Below are 17,689 nucleotides of genomic sequence, written 5' to 3'. Positions count from 1 at the left end.
CAGCGCGTCAACCACCGCTTTCGATGCGGCTACGGCCATCGATCGAAGCTGCCGGCATTCGTATCCGGCAGCCACTACCGAAGACCGCGCGATCGAGCGGGTCGGCGAAGCGACGTGCGGGAACGGCACTCGCGGGTCTGCGACGACCGCACCCATCGCCCGACTCGATGAAACCTGGAGCCGAACCAGGCCATCGTACTCTGCGGCACGGGTCCGGAGAAAAAGGGCGGTCAGGCGCGTCGGCCCCAACCCCCGACGATCGTCGGCATGGTCCAGACCGCGCCACGGTCCGCGATCGCCGTGGCGAGACGCTCGTCCAGCGTCGCGACATCCAACTCCTCGGCTGTCACGACGCCGGAGGCGACGATGGCGTCTTCGAGGGCCCGCACCACGCCGACGACATAACCGGCCGCCTCACGGGCCTGCGGCGGGAAGTACACCTGCAGGCCCAGCGTGCCGACATCGGCATATCCGGCCTGGTCGAACAGGACGGGAAACCGCATGCCGACGGTGGCGTCGGCCCTGGCATGAACGAATCCCGCCTGTATCCAGGCACCCACACGGGTGAAGAGGTCGACCTCGGGCAGCGCGCGGGAGCCGGTCATGTCGTAGTCGACGGCGACGAACACCCCACCGGGCCGCAGGTTCCGCTGATGGTGGGCCAGCACGTCGACGGCGTCGGGCAGGTGCATCAGCAGCAACCGGCAGACCACCGCATCGAACGGCGCGTCGCTGACGAAGGTGCGGGCGTCGCCCTGGGCGAACGCCACGTTGCCCAGGCCGAGCCGATCACGGCGTGCCTCGGCGACAGCGAGCTGCGCGGGATCCTGTTCCAGACCGAGCACCGATCCGCCGTCGCCGACGATGCCGGCGACGAGAAACGAGACATCCCCTGGACCGCTGCCCAGATCGAGCACACGCATGCCGGCCTCGAGCCCGCCGCGCCGGAACAGCACGTCGGTCGGTTCGGCGATGATCGCGGCCTGACCCTGCAGGCGTTCTATCTCGGCGTCGTCGCTGCCAAGGACGTAATCGGGTGTCGCCACCCGTGTGACGTTAGCGCGTCAGCGGCGCAGGCCGAGACGCTCGATCAGCGAGCGGTAGCGCGCGACGTCGACCTGGGCGACGTACTTGAGCAGCCGGCGGCGCCGGCCGACCAGCAGCAGCAGGCCGCGGCGCGAGTGGTGATCGTGCTTGTGCTGCTTGAGGTGTTCGGTGAGATCCGAGATCCGCTTGGTCAGCAGAGCAACCTGGGCTTCCGGCGACCCCGTGTCGGTGTCGTGCAGGCCGTACTGGCCCAGGATTTCTTTCTTCTGTTCGGCAGTGAGCGCCACGAAACAACTCCATCGATTCGGTCCGCGAGTGAGAATTTAAAACGGCGCGGCCACCGCGAACTGCAGCGCGCGCCAGGTCGGCGAGGAGTCTAGCAGCGCGGGTGAACCGGCCGCGAATCCGCTCAGCGGGCGGACAGGATCGTGCGGGCGCGGTCGGTGTCGGCGTTCATCGCGGTGATCAGATCGTCCACCGAATCGAATTTCTCCTGCCCCCGCAGCCGCGCGACGAAATCGACGGCGACGTGCTGGCCGTAGAGATCCGCGCTGGTGTCGAGCACATAGGCCTCGACGGTGCGGGTGCGCCCGGAGAACGTCGGGTTGGTGCCCACCGACACCGCCGCCTGGTAGCGCTCCCCCGGTGCCACCGAGCCCACGACCGGTCCGTGGCCCAGAACCGTGAACCAGGCGGCGTAGACGCCGTCGGCGGGGATGGCCGAATACATCGGCGGGGCGACGTTGGCGGTCGGGAAGCCGAGTCCCCGGCCCCGCCCGTCGCCGCGAACCACCACGCCTTCGACGCGGTGCGGGCGGCCCAGCGCTTCAGCGGCGGCCACCATGTCGCCGGCGTCCACGCAGGACCGGATGTAGGTGGAGGAGAAGGTGACGGTCTCGTCGCGGTGATGTTCGGCGACCAGGCTCAGCGAGTCCACCGCGAACCCGAAACGCTCACCGGCTTTGCGCAGCAGGTCGACGTTGCCTGCGGCCTTCTTGCCGAACGTGAAGTTCTCCCCCACCACGACCTCGACCACGTGCAGCCGCTCGACCAGCAGTTCGTGGATGTAGCGCTCGGGCGTGAGCTTCATGAAATCGGCGGTGAACGGCACGACGAGGAACACGTCGATACCCATCTCCTCGACGAGCTCGGCACGCCGGGTCAGCGTGGTGAGCTGGGCGGGATGACTACCCGGGAACACGACCTCCATCGGGTGCGGGTCGAAGGTCATCAGCACCGTGGGCACTCCGCGGGCGCGGCCGGCTTTCACCGCGCCGTTGATCAACTCCTGGTGACCACGGTGGACGCCGTCGAACACCCCGATAGTGACGACGCATCGGCCCCAATCGGTGGGGATGTCGTCTTGACCCCGCCAGCGCTGCACGCCGCAAGCCTACGACGTACCGGCAACGCGAGCTCGAACAGTGGCGAAGCGACGTCACCGGATCACGTGTCGTTTGCCTAAACTCTTGGACTTATGAGTCCTGACGCCAAACCACCGGAGCTGACCACGGTGGCCCAGGACTATCTGAAGACCATCTGGACAGCCCAGGAGTGGTCCGAGGACAAGGTCAGCACCAAGCTGCTCGCCGAACGCATCGGCGTCTCGGCGAGCACCGCCTCGGAATCGATCCGCAAGCTCGCCGATCAGGGCCTGGTCGATCACGAAAAGTACGGCGCGGTGACCCTCACCGATGCGGGGCGGCGCGCGGCCCTGGCCATGGTGCGCCGCCACCGGTTGATGGAGACGTTCCTGGTGCGAGAACTGGGCTACGGCTGGGACGAGGTGCACGACGAGGCCGAGGTGCTCGAACACGCGGTGTCCGACCGGATGCTCGACCGCATCGACGCCAAACTCGGCTACCCGACCCGTGACCCGCACGGCGACCCGATACCCGCCGCGGACGGCCGGGTGCCGACCCCGCCGGCCCGTCAGCTCTCGGCGTGCCAGAACGGGGAGGCCGGCACGGTCGCGCGGATTTCCGACGCTGACCCAGAGATGCTGCGCTACTTCGACTCCGTGGGTATCAGCCTGGATTCGCGCGTCCGGGTGGTGGCGCGTCGCGATTTCGCCGGAATGATCTCGGTCGCCGTGCACAATGCTCACGATGGCGACGGACCCGAAGAGACGACCGTCGACCTGGGAAGCCCGGCCGCGGACGCGATCTGGGTCGTCGCATAGTCGTTGCACGTACATAGTCGTTGCACGTACATAGTCGTTGCACGTACATAGACGTTGCACGTACATAGACGTTGCTGAGGAGCGCACACCAGATGGCCAAACTCGAACTGTCCCGGTCCTTGCCGATGTCGGCCGAGGACGCGTGGGAGCACGTGTCCGATCTGTCCACACTCGGGGACTGGATGGTCCTGCATCAGGGCTGGCGCTCGGATCTGCCCGACGAGCTGGCCGTCGGCACGACGATCGTGGGGGTCGCAGGCGCCAAGGGCATGCGTAACCGGGTGACGTGGACGATCCGCGAGTTCGATCCGCCGAAGACGCTGTCGATCAGCGGCGAGGGCGTGGGCGGGACCCGGTACAAGCTGTCGATGAACGTCGCCGACACCAAGGACGGGTGCGCGTTCACCGTCCGGATGGATCTCGGGGGTGCGCCCCTGTTCGGACCGATCGGCGCCGCGGCTTCTCGTGCGGTCAAGGGCGACCTGGACGCATCGATCAAGAAGTTCGAGAAGCTCTACGCGTGAGAAGGCCCTTCAACCTGGGACGAGTTCACACCATGCCGCGCAGCACGCGAACCACGTTGGCGACCAACGGGTCCGGACCGGGATTGCGGTAGGCGACGACCAGGTCGATGAACGCCGGGTCGACCAGCGGGCGGTAGCACACCCCAGCCACGTCGAGCCCCGACGTCGGCTCCGGCACGATCGCCACCCCCAGGCCCGCGGCCACCAGCGTCACCAACGTCGAGGTCTCCTCCGCCTCGTGGCGAACGGTCGGGACGAACCCCGCTGCGGCGCACAGTGCCGTCAGCTCGGTCTGCATGCGCGAGCGACCCCGCCCGGCGTGGCTGATGAAATCCTCGTCCGCGAGATCGGCGACATCGATCGACTCGCGGCCGGCGAACCGGTGGTCGGTCGGCAGCGCCACCAGCAGCCGCTCGCGGCGGAGGGTCTCGACCGCGATGTCGGGATGGCGCACCGGCGGCCGCAGCAAGCCGAGATCGATCTCCCCGGCGCGCAGTGCCTCGACCTGCGCCGGAGCGAGCATCTCGCCCTGGACATTGACGTCGACCTCCGGCAGCGTGCGCCGGAGCTCACGAACCAGCTCCGGCAACAGGGAGTAGGTGGCCGACCCCACGCACCCGATCATCAGCCTGCCCTCCACACCCTGTTCCGTACGGCGGGCCTGGTCGGCGGCCGCGTCGACGGCGTCGAGTATCTCGACGGCCCGGCTGAGGTAGATCCGTCCCGCCGCGGTCAGCTCGACACTGCGAGTGGAGCGAGTCAGCAGGGTCACCCGGAGTTCACGTTCGAGCTGGCGGATCTGCTGGGACAGCGGCGGCTGAGCGATGTGCAGACGCTCCGCCGCGCGGCCGAAGTGCAGTTCCTCGGCGACCGCCCGGAAGTAACGCAGATGCCGCAGTTCCACGCCTACCTCCTTTTGATATGCAGAACATATCAATAGCCGTCATTTGTGTATTTCAGAATATCGTTGCCGAGACCTACCTTGGCAGACATGGACGTCGTCATCTGCTCCCCGCTCCGCACACCGGTCGGCCGGATGGGCGGCTCGCTGTCGACGAGAACCGCCGCCGACCTGGCCACCGCCACCCTGCGCGCACTCGCGGATCGCACGGGCCTCGGCGAGGGCGACGTCGACGACGTGGTCCTCGGGCACGGCTACCCCAGCGGAGAGGCACCGGCGATCGGACGCATCGCCGCGCTCGACGCAGGCCTGGGCACCGGGGTGCCCGGCGTGCAGATCGACCGCCGCTGCGGCTCCGGTCTGCAGGCGGTGCTGTACGCCGCGGGCCAGATCGCCACGGGTGCTGCGAATCTCGTCATCGCCGGCGGCGCCGAATCCATGTCGAACGTCGAGCACTACGCGCTCGGCCTGCGGACCGGCGTCCGCCAGGGCGGCGTCACCCTGGTCGACCGGCTCGACCGGGCCCGCGAAACAGCCGGCGGTGCAACGCATCCGATCAGCGGCGGCATGATCGAGACAGCGGAAAACCTACGCCGCCTCTACGGCCTGACCCGCCGCGAGCAGGACGACATGGCCGCCCGGTCACACCAGCGGGCGGTCGCCGCCCACGAGGCCGGCCACTTCGCCGACGAGATCGTGCCCGTGACAATTCCCGGCACCCGAGGCCGACCCGACGTCGTCGTCGACCGCGACGAGCATCCGCGCGCCGACGTCGACGCCGACTCACTCGCCGAATTGCGCACTGTCCGTGGACGACTCGATCCCGAGTCGACAGTCACCGCCGGCAACGCGTCCGGACAGAACGACGGCGCCGCGATGTGCGTGGTCACCACGCGCGCCGAGGCGGAGCGGCGCGGGCTCGACCCGCTCCTGCTTCTGCGGTCATGGGCGGTGACCGGCTGCGCACCCGAGACGATGGGACTCGGCCCCGTCGCGGCCAGCACGGCCGCCCTGGACCGGGCCGGTCTCACACTCGACGACGTCGACCTGATCGAGCTCAACGAAGCATTCGCCGCTCAGGTGCTCGCCGTCCTCGCCGAATGGAAGGTCGATCCACTCGACGACCGGCTGAACCCGAACGGGTCCGGCATCTCACTCGGCCATCCGGTCGGCGCCACCGGGGCGCGCATCCTCGCCACCGCGGCGTACGAGGCCCGCCGGCGCCGGGCCCGCACCGTGCTGGAGACCATGTGCATCGGCGGCGGCCAGGGTCTCGCAGCAGTGTTCGAGGCGATCTCGTGACCGCCGTCGAGGTACACGCGGTCGTCACGGGTCCGCAGACCGCGCCGACGGTCGTGCTGTCGAACTCTCTCGGCTCCACCCACCGGATGTGGGACGCCCAGATCTCGGTGCTGGAAGAGCACTTTCGGGTGGTTCGCTACGACACCCGCGGCCACGGAGATTCGCCGGTACCGACCGGCCCGTACTGCGTGGACGATCTGGCCGACGATCTCGTGGCGCTGTTGGATCGTCTCGGCATCGAGCGCGCCCACCTGGTCGGCTTGTCACTCGGCGGCATGACGGTGATGCGCGTCGCCCAGCGCACCCCCGAGCGCGTCGACCGGCTCGCACTGCTTTGCACCGGCGCTACGCTGCCCCCGGCAGCGGCATGGACCGAGCGTGCCGCGCTGGTCCGTGCGCAAGGCACTCGAGCGGTGGCCGCCCCCGTGGTCGAGCGGTGGTTCACCGCCGACTACCTGCACGGCAACCCCGATGCGCGCCGCGGCTACGAAGACATGGTCGCTGCCACCCCGACCGAAGGGTACGCCGCGTGCTGCGACGCGATCGCCGAATGTGATCTGCGCGAACAGCTTTCGGCCATCACTGCGCCGACGCTGACGATCGCAGGCGCCGACGACCCGGCGACTCCGCCGCAGAAGCTCGCCGACATCGCGGCCGCCATCGCCGGCGCGCGGTCTCTGGTCGTCGACCACGCCGCCCACCTCGCCAACGCCGAACAGCCCGCGGTCGTCACGGCCGCCCTCATCGAACACCTGGAGCAGCAATGACATCGAGCAGGAGACTCGACAAGGTGGTGGCCACACCACACGACGCCGTCGCCGAGATCCCCGACGGGGCAAGCCTGGCGGTCGGCGGATTCGGACTGGCCGGCATCCCGTGGTTCCTCATCGAGGCGCTGCTCGCCCAGGGCGCAGCCGATCTGACGATCGTGAGCAACAACTGCGGTGTCGACGGCGGTGGCCTCGGCCTGCTGCTGGAAGCCCGGCGCATCTCCCGCGTGATCGCGTCCTACGTCGGCGAGAACAAGGAGTTCGCCCGCCAGTACCTGGCCGGTGAGCTCACCGTCGAACTCACTCCGCAGGGCACGCTGGCCGAACGCCTGCGGGCCGGGGGCAGCGGCATCGGGGCGTTCTTCACCCCCACCGGCGTGGGGACCCTGGTGGCCGACGGCGGCCTGCCGTGGCGCTATCACCCCGACGGGAGTGTGGCTCTGGCGTCGCCGCCGAAGGAGGTGCGCACGTTCGGCGGGCGGCAGATGCTGCTCGAGGAGTCAATCGTCACCGACTACGCGCTGGTGCGCGCCGCAGTCGCCGACAGGGCAGGCAACTGCGTGTTCCACGCCGCCGCCCGCAACTTCAACCCGCCGGCCGCGATGGCCGGACGTATCACCGTCGTCGAAGCCGAAACCGTCGTCGAGGTCGGCGAGCTGCACCCCGACGAGGTCCACCTGCCCGGCATCTTCGTCCAGCGGGTGGTCGCACTGACCCCGGATCAGGCCGCCCGCAAGGGAATCGAGAAACGCACCACCCGCCCCCGACCCGACCAGCAGGAGGTCACGGCATGAGCTGGACACGTGAGCAGATGGCGGCCCGCGCCGCGCGGGAGTTGCGCGACGGCGACTACGTGAACCTCGGCATCGGGTTGCCGACCCTGATCCCCGATCACCTCCCGGAAGGGTCGGCGGTGACCCTGCACGCCGAGAACGGGATTCTCGGCGTCGGGCCGTTCCCCTACGACGACGAGGTCGATCCCGACCTGGTCAACGCCGGCAAGCAGACCGTGTCGGTGGTCGACGGCGCGTCGTTCTTCGACTCTGCCACCAGTTTCGCGATGATCCGCGGCGGTCACGTCGACGTCGCCGTGCTGGGCGGCATGCAGGTGGCCGCCAACGGCGACCTCGCCAACTGGATGGTGCCCGGCTCGATGGTCAAGGGCATGGGCGGTGCGATGGATCTCGTCAGCGGCGCCGAACGGGTGATCGTACTGATGGACCACGTGTCGAAATCTGGTGCCGCCAAGCTGGTCCTGACGTGCGACCTTCCCCTCACCGGTAAGGCCGTGGTGAGTCGGGTCATCACCGACCTCGGCGTCTTCGATGTGACCGGGACCGGCTTCGCGGTCGTCGAGCTGGCACCGGAAGTGTCCCTCGACCAGGTGGTCGCGGCCACCGGCGCACCGGTCACCGACGACCGTCAGCGCCGCAGCGCCGCCAGCTCCGACCGGGAGCGGACGCCGAGCTTGGCGTAGACGCGGGTCAGGTGGATTACCCCGGCTTCGCGAATGCTCGTCACAGTTCTCTCTACAGCGTCGCCGGGCGGATCACGACGACCGAGGTGGTTTTCGACCCGGCGTCGCGTAGCAGCGCCATCACCCGGCCGTCGGGCGCCGTCGCCGCATAGATGCCGTCGACGCCGGCAGCCGCCAGCGCGCGCCCGTGGCCGGTGTCGATCGTCTCGGCGTCGGTCAGGTCGCGGCGCGGAAACGCCTGCAGACAGGCGTCGTCGAGGCTGTAACTGAGCGTCGGCGCCTCCGCGAGTTGCTCGAGCGTGCGCGCATGGTCGAGGCCGAACCGGCCCACCCGGGTGCGCCGCAGCGCGGTGAGATGACCCCCCACCCCGAGCGCGGACCCCACGTCGCGCGCCAGTGCCCGGATGTAGGTTCCGCTCGAACAGTCCACCGTCACATCGACATCGATGACATCGACGACATGGGCCACATCGCCCCCGCGGCGCACGGCCACGACGTCGAAGCGGTCGATGCGCACCGGGCGGGCCGCCAATTCGACCGACTCCCCGTCGCGCACCATCTGGTAGGCCCGCTTGCCCCCCACCTTGATCGCGCTGACCGCCGACGGGATCTGCTCGATGGCCCCTCGCAACGGGGCGATCGCCGCCTCGATCTGGTCGTCGGTCACCTCCGCCGCCGACACGGTCCGCAAGACCTCGCCCTCGGCATCCTCGGTGGTGGTCGTCTGCCCCAGCCGGATCGTCGCGTCGTAGGACTTGTCGGTAGCGGTGAGCAGGCCCAGGATCTTGGTGGCCCGATCGATTCCGACCACGAGCACGCCGGTCGCCATCGGATCGAGCGTCCCGGCATGGCCCACCTTGCGGGTGCCGAACAGCCTGCGACACCGACCGACCACGTCGTGGCTGGTCATCCCTGCCGGTTTGTCGACGATGACCAGACCCGGCGCACTCACAGCACGATCGCGGTCAGCGTGATGCCGCCCCGCACCGCCCACCGACCGGTCAGCGACCTCAGCGGCGGACCGGACAGCGCCTCGGGATCGATCAGGATCTCGGAGGTGAACGTGCCGGCCTCACCGGATCCGTCGACGTCGAAGGTGATGTGGGCGTCCTCGAAACCCAGCCACCGCCGCGTCAGCGGGAACCAGGCCTTGTACGTTGCCTCCTTGGCGCAAAACAAGACTCGGTCCCAATGCACGCCTGGCGGCAGCGCGGTCAGTTCCGAACGCTCGGCTGGGATGCTGATCGCATCGAAGACACCATCGGGCAGCACGCCGTTGGGCTCGGCATCGATGCCCACCGAGCGGACGTGCTCGCGGCGACCGACCGCCGCGCCGCGGAACCCCTCGCAATGGGTCAGGCTGCCGACGAACCCGTCCGGCCAGCACGGTTCACCCTTGTCTCCCTTGAGGATCGGGGCGGGTTCTGAGCCGAGCTCGACGAGTGCCTGCCGCGCGCAGTAGCGCGCGCTGATGAACTCGTTGCGGCGCTTGGGCACCGACTTGGCGATCAGCGGCTCCTCCTCGGGCAGCGGCGCCAATTCCTTGGGATCGGAATACAGTTCGGCCGCGGCGAGACCGTCGAGGTCACCGGGCAGCACACCGGCCAGCAGGGTCGCAGCGATCATGCCCGATCCCTGATGCGCTGCTGCATCTTCTCCGCGTGCTCCCGCATCTCCTGGGTGATCTGGAAGTGGCCGCCGAACTCGTTGAGGTAGCCGGGGCTGTACTGCGGGTCGGGCAGGATCTGGCGCAACCACCGGTAGGGCCGCCGGCGCCGCCACTCACGCGGGTATCCGACCGACACCTCCTCGAACCGCACCCCGTCGTACCAGGTGGTGCGCGGGATGTGCAGGTGGCCGTAGACCGAGCACACCGCGTTGTAGCGGGTGTGCCAGTCGGCGGTCGCGGTGGTGCCGCACCACATCGCGAACTCGGGGTAGAACAGCGCGTCGCAGGGCTCACGCACCATCGGGAAGTGATTGACCTGAACCGTCTGGTCCATCCAGTCCAGTTCCTCGAGGCGCTTGCGGGTGTAGGCGACCCGCTCCCGGCACCAAGCGTCGCGCGTCGAGTACGGCTCGGCCGACAGCAGGTACTCATCGGTGGCCACGACGTTGCGATCCTTGGCGATCGCCAGCCCCTCGGCCTTGGTGCCCGCGCCCTGCGGCAGGAAGGAGTAGTCGTAGAGCAGGAACATCGGCACGATCGTCGCCGGACCGCCCTCGTCGGTCCACACCGGGAAGGGGTGCTCAGGGGTGATCACGCCCATCTCGTCGCACATGTTGACGAGGTAGTCGTAGCGGGCGCGGCCGAAGATCTGCATCGGATCGCGGGAGGTGGTCCACAGCTCGTGGTTGCCCGGCACCCAGATCACCTTCGCGAACCGCTTGCGCAGCAGATCCAGCGCCCACCTGATCTCGTCGGTGCGCTCGGCCACGTCGCCGGCGACGATCAGCCAGTCATCCGGGCTGGCGGGGTGCAGGGACTCGGTGACCGGCTTGTTCCCGGTGTGCCCGGTGTGAAGATCGCTGACCGCCCACAGCGTCGGGCGGCGATCCTCGGAGTTCACAACCTGGGAGCCTACTGGTGCGCCGCCCACCCCCGCTTCCGGGCAACTAGAACAGGTTCTAAGGTCTTGCCGTGAAGCCGGTCGTCGGCCGTTACACTCCGGGCAGGGACGGGGCCGGATCGGGATTTGAGGGGTGCGATGCTCGCGAAGGCGCGATTGCTGTCGGCACTGGGTGCTCTCGTCGCCGCCGTCGTGGTGGTGTGCCAGGCGCAGCCGGCTCCGGTGGCCGGCCCGGACGCAGTTCAGCTGCGGTCCACCGACATCCCGATGACCACGATCAAATGGCCTGTGATCGAGACCGTCAATCCTGATCCGTTCGATCCGTGCCGGGACATCCCCCTCGACGTCGTCGCGCGTATCGGGCTGGCGTACACGCCGCCGGCGCCGGAAGACGGGCTGCGCTGCCACTACGACGCAGGCAACTATCAGATGGCGGTCGAGGCGTTCGTCTGGCGCACCTACGAGCAGACGCTGCCGCCCGACGCAGTCGAGCTCGACATCGACGGCCACCGGGCCGCGCAGTACTGGATCATGAAGCCCACCGACTGGAACAACCGGTGGTGGATCACCTGCATGATCGCGTTCAAGACCAGCTACGGCGTGCTGCAGCAATCGCTGTTCTACTCGCCGATCTACTCCGAGCCCGACCCGGACTGCATGCAGACCAACCTGCAGCGCGCCCACGAACTGGCCCCGTTCTACAAGTTCTGAGCGATCTCCTAGCCTGGCGCGGGTGAGCGTCAAACATGCCGTGACGAGCCGGCTGAGCAGCCTGCTCCACCTTCCACCGCCGAGCACCGAGGTCTCCGTCGACCGCGGGCTGCGGGTGCCGATGCGCGATGGGGTCGATCTCGTCGCCGACCACTACGCCCCGCGCAGCGGCACGCCCGCGGGCACCCTGCTGGTGCGCGGTCCGTACGGGCGTGCGTGGCCGTTCGCCGCGCTGTACGGCCAGGTCTACGCCGCGCGCGGCTACCACGTGCTGCTGCAGAGTGTGCGGGGGACCTTCGGCTCCGGCGGCGAGTTCGACCCGTTCGTCCACGAGGTCGACGACGGCGCCGACACGGTCGCGTGGCTGCGCGAACAACCCTGGTTCACCGGCACGTTCGGCACCATCGGGCTGTCCTATCTGGGCTGGACCCAGTGGGCGCTGCTGGCCGACCCGCCGCCCGAATTCAAAGCCGCCGTGATCACCGTCGGCCCGCACGACGTCACCGGGCCGCGCTGGGGCACCGGGTCGTTCGCGCTGAACGACTTCCTGGGCTGGAGCGATCTGGTCGGCCGCCAGGAGGACGGGCACCGGCTGCGCCAGCTGCTCCGGCAGGCCCGCGCGCAGCAGCTGGTCACCGCCGCGTCGCTGGGCGTTCCGCTCGGCGAGTCCAGCAGGGCGCTGCTCGGTGACGGGGCGAGCTGGTTCGAGTCCTGGCTCGACCACCCCGAGAAGACGGACCCGTTCTGGACGGGCTTGCACCTCGGCGACGCGCTGGAGCGCACCGACGTCCCGGTGCTGCTGCTCAGCGGGTGGCAGGACCTCTTTCTCGAGCAGACGCTCGAGCAATACCGGCGTCTGAGCTCCCGCGGCGTGCCGACGGGTCTGACGGTGGGCCCCTGGACGCACTCGCACATGATGACCAGCGCCGCGCCGACCGCACTGCGTGAATCACTGGACTGGCTTGGTGCGCACCTGTCCGGCATCCCCCTACGCCGGGCCTCACCGGTGCGCATCCACGTCGCCGGGGCGGGCTGGCGCGACCTGCCGGACTGGCCGCCGGCGTCGACCGACCGGGTGCTGCATCTGCATCCGGCCCGCCACCTGGCCGAGCGCAAGCCCGAGTCGACCGGCACGGCCTCGTTCGTCTACAACCCGGCCGACCCCACCCCGACGATCGGCGGGCGGCTGCTCTCCCCCGCCTCCGGTTACCGCGACGACACCGCATTGGCCCGCCGTGCCGACGTCCTCACCTTCACCAGCACGCCACTGGCCGCGGACCTCTGCGTCATCGGCGAGCCGTTCGTCGAACTCGCGCACACGTGCGAGAACCCCTTCAACGACCTCTTCGTCCGCATCAGCGAGGTGGACGCGCAGGGCAACTCCCGCAACGTCAGCGACGGCTACCTCGCATCGGTGCCCGACGCGGACAGCGTGCGGATCGACCTCGACGCGACGGCCCATGTGTTCCCGGCCGGGTCACGTATCCGGGTGCTGATCGCCGGCGGATCGCATCCCCGGTTCGTCCGGAACCTGGGCACCGGTGAAACCCTCTCCACCGCAACGTCATTGGCGACAGCCAAGCACACGGTGGCGCTGGACGGCAGGTCGCGGCTGGTGTTGCCGTCAGCCGACTGAGCGGCGCACGCGCGCCGCGATCTCGCGCAGGGCCGCGTCGTCGTGCACCGGCGCACCCCACTGCGGCGTGACCGGCAGGCTCACCCAGCTGGTGCAGCCGCGGTAGTCGGGAGTGCGGGGCAGCGTCACCGGCTCGGTCAGGGCTGCGGCAGAGACGACGAGCACCGTCAAGCGGTGCCGGGGACGAAAGTCCAGCCGATCCTCCTGAATCGACGCCGCTGTCCAAATATGTTCGGAGGCAATGTCACCGAGGCTCTCCGGGCGGGTGACCTCGATCGCGTCGATCACACGGGCACCGGCACGCACCACGACCTGATCTTCAGTGCTGTCGGCTGCAGCGGGCTCGAGAAGGTCCCGATGCTCGGGCCGCACCCGGTCGAGGTGGCTGTGCGCGACGGTCGGGAACAGCAGGAAGCGCGGGGCGGCCACCTCGAAGCGCTTCTCGTGGATTCCGCCCTTGCGCAGCAGCACGGTCTGCCTGCCGTCCAGCAGCGCGTGCACCGCCGCGCTCCACTCCTTGAGCCCGGGGCTGGTCAGCGTCGCTGTCATCGTTGCGCGAGCCGGGCCCGCACCTCGGGACGGCGAAGGGGCGGAATGGTTTTCGGTGGTTGGCGGCGCGGCGCCAGACCATCCAGCAGACGCCGGGTGGTCGCGGTCACCTCGGCCACCGCGGTCTCGAAAGCCTCGACGTTGGGGCCGGACGGGCGGGTGATTCCGCTGACCTTGCGGACGTACTGGCGTGCGGCGGCTTCGACCTCCTCGTCGGTCGCCGCTGGCTCCAGGCCGCGCAATTCGGTGATGTTTCGGCACATGACCTCCACGATAGGCGCGGGTCGCCAGGTCGATACGGTGAGCAGATGACCAACGCCTCCGATGTCCTGCTCATCGATACGCGCGACCGGATCCGCACGCTGACGCTCAACCGCCCCGATGCGCGAAACGCGCTCTCGGCGGCGCTGCGCAGCCAGTTCTACGCGGCACTGCGCGCGGCGGAGGACGACGACAGCGTCGACGTCGTCATCGTCACCGGCGCCGACCCGGTGTTCTGCGCCGGCCTCGATCTCAAGGAGCTGGGCAACACCACGGAGTTGCCCGACATCTCACCCAAGTGGCCGCCGATGTCCAAGCCCGTGATCGGCGCGATCAACGGCGCGGCGGTCACCGGTGGCCTCGAGATCGCGCTGTACTGCGACATCCTGATCGCGTCGGAGAACGCGCGCTTCGCCGACACCCATGCGCGGGTCGGTCTGCTTCCGACGTGGGGGCTGTCGGTCCGGCTGCCGCAGAAGGTGGGTGTCGGGATGGCGCGCCGGATGAGCATGACCGGCGATTACCTGTCGGCCGACGAGGCGTTGCGCACCGGCCTGGTCACGCAGGTCGTGCCGCATGATCAGCTTCTCGACACCGCGCGCCAGGTCGCGACGTCGATCGTCGGCAACAACCAGAAGGCCGTGCGCGCCCTGATGCGCTCGTACCACTTGATCGACGACACGCAGACCAGCGGTCCGCTGTGGCTCGAGGCGGCGTCGGCCCGGGAGTGGATGAAGAGCGCCTCCGGCGACGACATCGCGGCGAGCCGCGCGACGGTCATCGAGCGCGGCCGCAGCCAAGTGCGCTGACCGGTTGTTCGGCGAGCGCGCGGGTCTGCACGCCGACACGCCGGCCTGGGCGGCAGTCCGCGTGCGCTCGGCGGCGACGAGCGCACGCAGATGTACAGGACCGGCGGCGCGCCGCTGTACAAACCCGCGCGCTCGCCGAAGGGCTGGTCAACCCGGGACCAGCCAGCGACCCGACAGCGTGCGCCAGCCGACGAACACCAGCCGCATCACCATGAACGTGCTCAGCCCCGACCAGATGCCGAGCAGACCCCACCCGAACACCAGCGACAGCCAGATCAGCGGCAGGAACCCCAGCAGCGCGCTGACCAGCGTCGCCGTCCGCATGAACCGGGCATCGCCGGCGCCGAGCAGCACGCCGTCGAGCGCGAACACCACTCCGGCGACCGGCAGCTGCGCGACCAGGAACCACCACGGCACGGTGATCTGGTCGAGCACCGTGCGATCGTCGGTGAACACGGCCGGCACCACCGAGGCGCCGAGCGCGAACAGCGCCGCGAGCACGCTCGCCGCCACCGCAGAGAACACCGTCACCCGCCAGGCCACCGACTGGGCGTGCCGCAGCTTGCCCGCACCCAGCGCGGCGCCCACCAGCGACTGCGCCGCGATCGCCAACGAATCCAGCACCAGCGCAAGGAAACTCCACAGCTGCAGCACCACCTGGTGGGCGGCCACAGCCGCTGCCCCGAACCGCGCCGCCACCGCACCCGCCGAGATGAAGCACGCTTGGAACGCCATCGTCCGGATCACCAGGTCGCGGCCCATCACCATCTGCGCGCGCAACACTGCCGGGCGCGGGCGAATCGGCACCCGCTCGACACGCAGCGCGTGCAGGAACAGGACCGCCGCGATCCACTGACCGATGACGTTCGCGACCGCCGACCCGGCGAGGCCCAGGGCCGGCGCTCCGAACCAGCCGTACACGAGCGTCGGGCACAGGACCGCCGCGATGGCGAAGCCGATCACCACGTAGCGCAGGGGCCGGGCGGTGTCCTGCACGCCACGCATCCACCCGTTGCCCGCGGCGGCCACCAGAATCGCCGGGACCGCCAGACTGGCGATGCGCACCCACGGCAGCGCCGCGGCGGCGATGTCTCCGCCGGCGGCCAGCGCCGTGACGAGCGGGACCGCGAAGATCTGCACGGCGACCACGACCACCGTGCCGATCGCCGCGGCCAACCACGTCGCCTGAACGCCCTCGGCAACCGCTGCCGCGCGGTCATCGCGGCCGTAGAAGCGCGCCGCACGCGCCGTCGTGCCGTAGGACAGGAACGTCAACTGCGAGCTCAGCACGCCCATGATCAGCGCGCCGATCGCCAGCCCCGCCAGACTCAGCGCACCGAGGCGCCCCACCACGGCGAGGTCGAACAGGAGGTAGAGAGGTTCGGCGGCGAGCACACCGAGCGCTGGGAACGCCAGTGCGGCGATGCGCCGGCTGGTGGCGGGCGCCAGGGCCCCGTCGGCGTCAGCCAAGAACCCTGCACAGAGCTGAAACGACGTCCTCGGCGCTGCCCGTCGCGGAGAATCCCGAGGCCAACCGGTGACCGCCCCCGCCGAACGTGGCGGCGACCGCAGCGACGTCGAGTGCCTTGGACCGCATCGACACCGACCACTGCGCCGGCCGGATCTCTTTGAACACCGCGGCCACCTCGGCCTCCTGGGTGGTGCGCACGATGTCGACGATGCTCTCCACCTCTTCGGGCCGGGCATCGAGCCATTCCTGGTGTGAGACCACGGCGTAGACGAAGCCTCGCCCGTCACACGCCCCGCGAATCAGCTGCGCTGTGCCCAGCACCCGCGACAGCATCGGCAGCCACGCGAACGGGTGCGTGTCCATCAGCGTGCGGCTCACGACGGCATTGTGGACGCCGAGCTCGATCAGGCGCGCAGCCAGCCGCAGCCCCCGCGCACTAGCCCAGCGGAACGATCCGGTGTCGGTGGTCAGGCCCGCGTAGACGCAGTGCGCGACGGCCTCGTCGATCGGCTCGCCCCACGCGTCGAGGAGGTCCGCGATCATCATCGTCGTCGAATCGGCCGTCGCGTCGACGAAGTTGGCGGTGCCGAACATCTGGTTGCTGTGGTGATGGTCGATGACGAGGACCGGCCGGTCGGCGGTCACCAGGTCCGACAGCCCGCCGAGTCGATTGATGCTGGGTACGTCGACCGTGACGACCAGGTCGACATCTCGGCGCAGATCATCGGGGGCCACCAGCAGCCGACCGCCCGGCAGCGACTGCAGGGAATCGGGCAGCTCAGCCGGCTCTGCGTACGTGACCTGCACGCTGGTGCCGATCCGGTCGAGAACCAGGGCCAGAGCCAGACCCGCACCCACGGTGTCGGCGTCAGGGTGGACGTGGCAGAGCACGCTGACCGACCCCGCTGAGGCCAGCAACTCGGCGGCGCCCCTGGCGTCGACCCGGGCACCCGTCAAGGCGTCAGCGGTCGTGTCGGTCATGGAGCGTGTCGGAGTCACCGGTGTCCTCAGCGTTCGCCTCGTCTGGCCCGTGGTCTTCGTCCTCCGCCCCGATTACACGGTACGGGTCCGGCTCGCCAGCGTGCTTGGCACCTTCGCGAACTCTCGCCAAATCCTCATCGGCCGCGCGCGCCCTGGCCAGCAGCTCCTCCATCCGGTGGGCCGCGTCGGGGACGGTGTCGCGTTCGAAGGCCAGCGTCGGGGTGAAGCGCACCCCGAGCGAGGCCCCGACCTTGGTGCGGAGGACGCCTGTGGCTTTCTCCAGCCCGACGGCGGCGCCTTCGTAGTCCGGTTCCTCGTCGAGGGACCGGCCCAGCACCGTGTAGAACAGCGTCGCGTCGTGCAGGTCGTTGGTGACCTTGGCATCCGTGATCGTCACGCCGGCGAGCCGAGGATCTTTGATCTCGTACTCGATTGCCGACGCGACGATCGTGGATATCCGCTTGGCCATCCGCTTCGCGCGTGCAGGATCAGCCATGA

The 17,689-nt window shown here is 69.4% G+C and carries 21 protein-coding genes; 9 read left to right on the top strand and 12 right to left on the bottom strand.

Annotation, left to right across the window (positions count from 1 at the left end; translation table 11 throughout):
* Positions 1–230: 230 nt before the first annotated feature.
* The 3 genes from ACZY1G_RS21800 to ACZY1G_RS21790 all read right to left on the bottom strand — a co-directional run bounded on the left by ACZY1G_RS21800 (position 231) and on the right by ACZY1G_RS21790 (position 2,431).
* On the bottom strand, positions 231–1,046 hold the full coding sequence (locus tag ACZY1G_RS21800) for a class I SAM-dependent methyltransferase (protein ID WP_463823586.1): 816 nt from the start codon (positions 1,044–1,046) through the stop codon (positions 231–233).
* 18 nt (positions 1,047–1,064) lie between these two features.
* Positions 1,065–1,334, bottom strand: a complete 270-nt coding sequence (rpsO, locus tag ACZY1G_RS21795) for a 30S ribosomal protein S15 (protein ID WP_060999682.1) — start codon at positions 1,332–1,334, stop codon at positions 1,065–1,067.
* 122 nt (positions 1,335–1,456) lie between these two features.
* Positions 1,457–2,431 (bottom strand): bifunctional riboflavin kinase/FAD synthetase, encoded by a 975-nt coding sequence (locus tag ACZY1G_RS21790; RefSeq protein WP_463816799.1) that lies wholly within the window; start codon positions 2,429–2,431, stop codon positions 1,457–1,459.
* 93 nt (positions 2,432–2,524) lie between these two features.
* Here ACZY1G_RS21790 and mntR point away from each other — a divergent pair, with 93 nt between their 5' ends.
* Both mntR and ACZY1G_RS21780 read left to right on the top strand, forming a co-directional pair.
* Positions 2,525–3,229, top strand: coding sequence for a manganese-binding transcriptional regulator MntR (gene mntR, locus ACZY1G_RS21785; RefSeq protein ID WP_463823585.1), 705 nt, complete (start codon positions 2,525–2,527; stop codon positions 3,227–3,229).
* Positions 3,230–3,321: 92 nt separating this feature from the next.
* Positions 3,322–3,753: a type II toxin-antitoxin system Rv0910 family toxin gene (locus ACZY1G_RS21780; RefSeq protein WP_463816801.1), complete on the top strand. Its 432-nt coding sequence runs from the start codon at positions 3,322–3,324 to the stop codon at positions 3,751–3,753.
* A gap of 25 nt (positions 3,754–3,778) precedes the next feature.
* On the opposite strand, the gene ACZY1G_RS21775 is transcribed toward ACZY1G_RS21780, so the two are convergent.
* Positions 3,779–4,657 carry a LysR family transcriptional regulator gene (locus ACZY1G_RS21775; RefSeq protein WP_463823584.1) on the bottom strand — a complete coding sequence of 293 codons (879 nt, stop codon included), beginning with the start codon at positions 4,655–4,657 and terminating at the stop codon, positions 3,779–3,781.
* Positions 4,658–4,744: 87 nt separating this feature from the next.
* Here ACZY1G_RS21775 and ACZY1G_RS21770 point away from each other — a divergent pair, with 87 nt between their 5' ends.
* From ACZY1G_RS21770 to ACZY1G_RS21755, 4 genes are read left to right on the top strand one after another with little or no spacing between them, the layout of a single operon-like run.
* Positions 4,745–5,956: an acetyl-CoA C-acetyltransferase gene (locus ACZY1G_RS21770; RefSeq protein WP_463823583.1), complete on the top strand. Its 1,212-nt coding sequence runs from the start codon at positions 4,745–4,747 to the stop codon at positions 5,954–5,956.
* Positions 5,953–6,723 carry a 3-oxoadipate enol-lactonase gene (pcaD, locus tag ACZY1G_RS21765; RefSeq protein WP_463823582.1) on the top strand — a complete coding sequence of 257 codons (771 nt, stop codon included), beginning with the start codon at positions 5,953–5,955 and terminating at the stop codon, positions 6,721–6,723. The genes ACZY1G_RS21770 and pcaD overlap by 4 nt, the downstream gene beginning before the upstream one ends.
* The gene (locus tag ACZY1G_RS21760; RefSeq protein WP_463823581.1) at positions 6,720–7,520 is read left to right on the top strand and encodes a CoA transferase subunit A; all 801 of its coding nucleotides are present in this window, start codon (positions 6,720–6,722) and stop codon (positions 7,518–7,520) included. Before pcaD ends, ACZY1G_RS21760 begins: the two co-directional genes overlap by 4 nt.
* Positions 7,517–8,203, top strand: coding sequence for a 3-oxoacid CoA-transferase subunit B (locus tag ACZY1G_RS21755; protein ID WP_463823580.1), 687 nt, complete (start codon positions 7,517–7,519; stop codon positions 8,201–8,203). Before ACZY1G_RS21760 ends, ACZY1G_RS21755 begins: the two co-directional genes overlap by 4 nt.
* A gap of 52 nt (positions 8,204–8,255) precedes the next feature.
* Here ACZY1G_RS21755 and truB read toward each other — a convergent pair whose 3' ends face one another.
* From truB to ACZY1G_RS21740, 3 genes are read right to left on the bottom strand one after another with little or no spacing between them, the layout of a single operon-like run.
* Positions 8,256–9,155, bottom strand: coding sequence for a tRNA pseudouridine(55) synthase TruB (gene truB / locus ACZY1G_RS21750; protein WP_463823579.1), 900 nt, complete (start codon positions 9,153–9,155; stop codon positions 8,256–8,258).
* Positions 9,152–9,829, bottom strand: a complete 678-nt coding sequence (gene pptT / locus ACZY1G_RS21745; protein WP_463823578.1) for a 4'-phosphopantetheinyl transferase PptT — start codon at positions 9,827–9,829, stop codon at positions 9,152–9,154. The genes truB and pptT overlap by 4 nt, the downstream gene beginning before the upstream one ends.
* Positions 9,826–10,773, bottom strand: a complete 948-nt coding sequence (locus ACZY1G_RS21740; protein ID WP_463816809.1) for a metallophosphoesterase family protein — start codon at positions 10,771–10,773, stop codon at positions 9,826–9,828. The genes pptT and ACZY1G_RS21740 overlap by 4 nt, the downstream gene beginning before the upstream one ends.
* Before the next feature lie 138 nt (positions 10,774–10,911).
* Between ACZY1G_RS21740 and ACZY1G_RS21735 the strand changes: the two genes are divergently transcribed.
* Complete coding sequence (locus ACZY1G_RS21735) at positions 10,912–11,484, top strand: DUF3558 domain-containing protein (protein ID WP_463816810.1); 573 nt, start codon at positions 10,912–10,914, stop codon at positions 11,482–11,484.
* A 22-nt stretch (positions 11,485–11,506) separates the two neighbouring features.
* Complete coding sequence (locus tag ACZY1G_RS21730; protein ID WP_463823577.1) at positions 11,507–13,120, top strand: CocE/NonD family hydrolase; 1,614 nt, start codon at positions 11,507–11,509, stop codon at positions 13,118–13,120.
* Here the strand turns inward: ACZY1G_RS21730 and ACZY1G_RS21725 are convergent.
* Together ACZY1G_RS21725 and ACZY1G_RS21720 are read right to left on the bottom strand one after the other, a co-directional pair.
* Positions 13,109–13,669: a DUF1802 family protein gene (locus ACZY1G_RS21725; RefSeq protein WP_463823576.1), complete on the bottom strand. Its 561-nt coding sequence runs from the start codon at positions 13,667–13,669 to the stop codon at positions 13,109–13,111. The genes ACZY1G_RS21730 and ACZY1G_RS21725 overlap by 12 nt on opposite strands.
* A complete protein-coding gene (locus tag ACZY1G_RS21720) occupies positions 13,666–13,932 on the bottom strand; it encodes a DUF2277 domain-containing protein (RefSeq protein ID WP_463816813.1) in 267 nt (88 codons plus the stop codon). The genes ACZY1G_RS21725 and ACZY1G_RS21720 overlap by 4 nt, the downstream gene beginning before the upstream one ends.
* 45 nt (positions 13,933–13,977) lie before the next feature.
* Between ACZY1G_RS21720 and ACZY1G_RS21715 the strand changes: the two genes are divergently transcribed.
* On the top strand, positions 13,978–14,739 hold the full coding sequence (locus ACZY1G_RS21715) for an enoyl-CoA hydratase (protein ID WP_463816814.1): 762 nt from the start codon (positions 13,978–13,980) through the stop codon (positions 14,737–14,739).
* A 147-nt stretch (positions 14,740–14,886) separates the two neighbouring features.
* On the opposite strand, the gene ACZY1G_RS21710 is transcribed toward ACZY1G_RS21715, so the two are convergent.
* The 3 genes from ACZY1G_RS21710 to rbfA are packed head-to-tail and all read right to left on the bottom strand — an operon-like array spanning position 14,887 to position 17,687.
* Positions 14,887–16,209, bottom strand: a complete 1,323-nt coding sequence (locus ACZY1G_RS21710) for an MATE family efflux transporter (RefSeq protein ID WP_463823575.1) — start codon at positions 16,207–16,209, stop codon at positions 14,887–14,889.
* Positions 16,202–17,191 (bottom strand): DHH family phosphoesterase, encoded by a 990-nt coding sequence (locus ACZY1G_RS21705; RefSeq protein WP_463816816.1) that lies wholly within the window; start codon positions 17,189–17,191, stop codon positions 16,202–16,204. Before ACZY1G_RS21705 ends, ACZY1G_RS21710 begins: the two co-directional genes overlap by 8 nt.
* Positions 17,172–17,687 carry a 30S ribosome-binding factor RbfA gene (gene rbfA / locus ACZY1G_RS21700; RefSeq protein WP_463816817.1) on the bottom strand — a complete coding sequence of 172 codons (516 nt, stop codon included), beginning with the start codon at positions 17,685–17,687 and terminating at the stop codon, positions 17,172–17,174. The genes ACZY1G_RS21705 and rbfA overlap by 20 nt, the downstream gene beginning before the upstream one ends.
* Positions 17,688–17,689: the final 2 nt, after the last annotated feature.

It is taken from the genome of Mycobacterium sp. IDUB_5, from assembly GCF_055419565.1.
This window is presented reverse-complemented; position numbering and strand designations above follow the sequence as displayed.